Origin of the sequence: Pseudomonas sp. (genome assembly GCF_049645325.1) — a bacterium.
Classification (GTDB): Bacteria; Pseudomonadota; Gammaproteobacteria; order Pseudomonadales; family Pseudomonadaceae; genus Aquipseudomonas.
This window is the reverse complement of sequence record NZ_JBARTQ010000544.1, coordinates 1-2,068: the sequence shown is the minus strand read 5'-3', so window position 1 is coordinate 2,068 and position 2,068 is coordinate 1. Positions and strand designations below refer to the sequence as shown.

General features: G+C 60.3%; 2 protein-coding genes. Both read left to right on the top strand.

Going from position 1 to position 2,068, the window contains the following annotated elements; translation table 11 throughout:
* Positions 1-116 precede the first annotated feature (116 nt).
* The gene (locus WBB95_RS22855) at positions 117-749 is read left to right on the top strand and encodes a TRAP transporter small permease (RefSeq protein WP_424489632.1); all 633 of its coding nucleotides are present in this window, start codon (positions 117-119) and stop codon (positions 747-749) included.
* Positions 749-2,029 carry a C4-dicarboxylate TRAP transporter large permease protein DctM gene (gene dctM, locus WBB95_RS22850; protein ID WP_424489631.1) on the top strand — a complete coding sequence of 427 codons (1,281 nt, stop codon included), beginning with the start codon at positions 749-751 and terminating at the stop codon, positions 2,027-2,029. Before WBB95_RS22855 ends, dctM begins: the two co-directional genes overlap by 1 nt.
* Positions 2,030-2,068: the final 39 nt, after the last annotated feature.

Genomic DNA, 2,068 nt, shown 5'->3' with positions numbered 1-2,068 from the left:
AGTCACCAGTGTTCTCAACTGACAGACTGCATTCGCGAGCAAGCCCGCTCCCACACTTTGAGCCGGTTTCGGCCCTGAGCCTTGCATAACCCATCTCTTTTTCGCGAGGTTTTGCCATGCAAACGCTAAGGCGCGTCTGGGAGCACCTGGAGGAAGGCTTTATCGCCTTCCTGCTGGCCGCCATGACCCTGGTGACGTTCGTCTACGTCATGCTCAACAACATCTACACGCTGTTCTTTGCCCTGGCCGACAAATGGGCCATCAGCAGTAATTTCTTCAACGGCCTGGGCGATCACACCATGACCTGGGCCCAGGACATGACCTGGAGCGTGGCGCTGACCAAGGCCATGTTCGGCTGGCTGATTTTCTTCGGCATTTCCTACGGCGTGCGCACCGCCGGCCACCTCGGTGTGGACGCGCTGGTCAAGCTGACCAAGCGCCCGGTGCAACGTTTCCTCGGCATGCTCGCGTGCCTGTGCTGCCTGGCCTACGCCGGGCTGTTCATGGTCGCCAGCTACAAGTGGGTGAGTGCGGTAATGACCGCGCACATCGGTGCTGAAGACCTCGACCAATATGGCGTCGATGTCGGCGACATCGTGATCATCGTGCCCATCGGTTTTGCCTTGGTGTTTATCCGCTACCTGGAAATTTTCTACCGCATATTCACCCACCGTCAGGTCGGGTTGGGGCTGGCCGACGAGGCTGGCGAGGCCAGCAAGTTGGCCGGCAGCCATGAGGAGCGTCACTGATGGCCGTGCTCTGTCTGTTTTTGCTGTTGTTCGTGTTCATGTTCCTCGGCGTGCCGATCGCGATTTCTCTGGGTTTGTCGGGCGCGGTGTCGATCCTGATGTTCAGCCAGGACTCAGTGAGTTCGCTGGCGATCAAGCTGTTTGAAACGTCCGACGCCTACACCTTCCTGGCGATTCCGTTCTTCCTGCTCTCCGGCGCGTTCATGACCACCGGCGGCGTGGCGCAACGGCTGATCGACTTTGCCAACGCGTGTGTCGGGCATATCCGTGGCGGCCTGGCGATTGCAGCGGTGTTGGCGTGCATGTTGTTTGCAGCGTTGTCCGGTTCGTCACCGGCGACAGTGGCGGCCGTGGGCTCGATTGCCGTGGCCGGCATGGTGCGTTCCGGTTACCCCAAGGAGTTCGGCGCGGGGATCATCTGCAACGCCGGCACCTTGGGCATCCTGATTCCGCCATCGATCGTGATGGTGGTGTACTCGGCGGCCACCGAAACCTCGGTCGGCAAGCTGTTCATGGCCGGGGTGATCCCGGGGCTGCTGTTGGGGCTGATGCTGATGGTCGCGATCTACATCGTCGCGCGCATCAAGAAGCTGCCGGCCCAGCCGCGGGCGACATTCCGTGAATGGCTGACCTGCGCGCGCCGTGCGTTCTGGGGCTTGCTCTTGCTGGTGATCATCCTCGGCGGCATCTACAGCGGAATGTTCACGCCCACCGAAGCAGCGGCGGTGGCGGCGGTGTATTCAGCGTTTGTGGCCTTGTTCATCTACAAGGACATGAAGTTTCGCGACTGCCCCAAAGTGCTGTTGGACTCCGGGCGCCTGGCGATCATGCTGATGTTTATCATCGCCAACGCCATGCTTTTCGCCCATGTGCTGACCACCGAACAGATTCCCCAGGAAATCACCGCGTGGGTGATCTCCGAAGGGCTGACGCCGATTGGCTTCCTGATCATGGTCAACATCGTGTTGCTGGTGGCCGGCAGCTTTATGGAACCGTCCGCCATCGTGCTGATCCTGGCGCCGATCTTCTTCCCGATCGCGATGAAGCTGGGTATCGACCCCATTCACCTGGGGATTGTGATGGTGGTCAATATGGAAATCGGCCTGGTGCACCCGCCGGTGGGGTTGAACCTGTTCGTGACCTCGGCGGTGACCGGGCTGACCTTGGGCCAGACCATCCGCGCGGCGCTGCCGTGGCTGATGATCTTGTTGGTGTTCCTGATCATGGTCACGTACCTGCCGTTTATCTCGCTGGCATTGCCGCACTGGCTGGGGATGTAACGCAGTCAAAAAAGTGGGAGCGGGCTTGCTCGCGAATGC

Excerpts from the sequence above, each read along its gene's own strand:
- dctM (WP_424489631.1), top strand. The coding sequence starts at position 749 with ATGGCCGTGCTCTGTCTGTTTTTGCTGTTGTTCGTGTTCATGTTCCTC.
- WBB95_RS22855 (WP_424489632.1), top strand. The coding sequence starts at position 117 with ATGCAAACGCTAAGGCGCGTCTGGGAGCACCTGGAGGAAGGCTTTATC.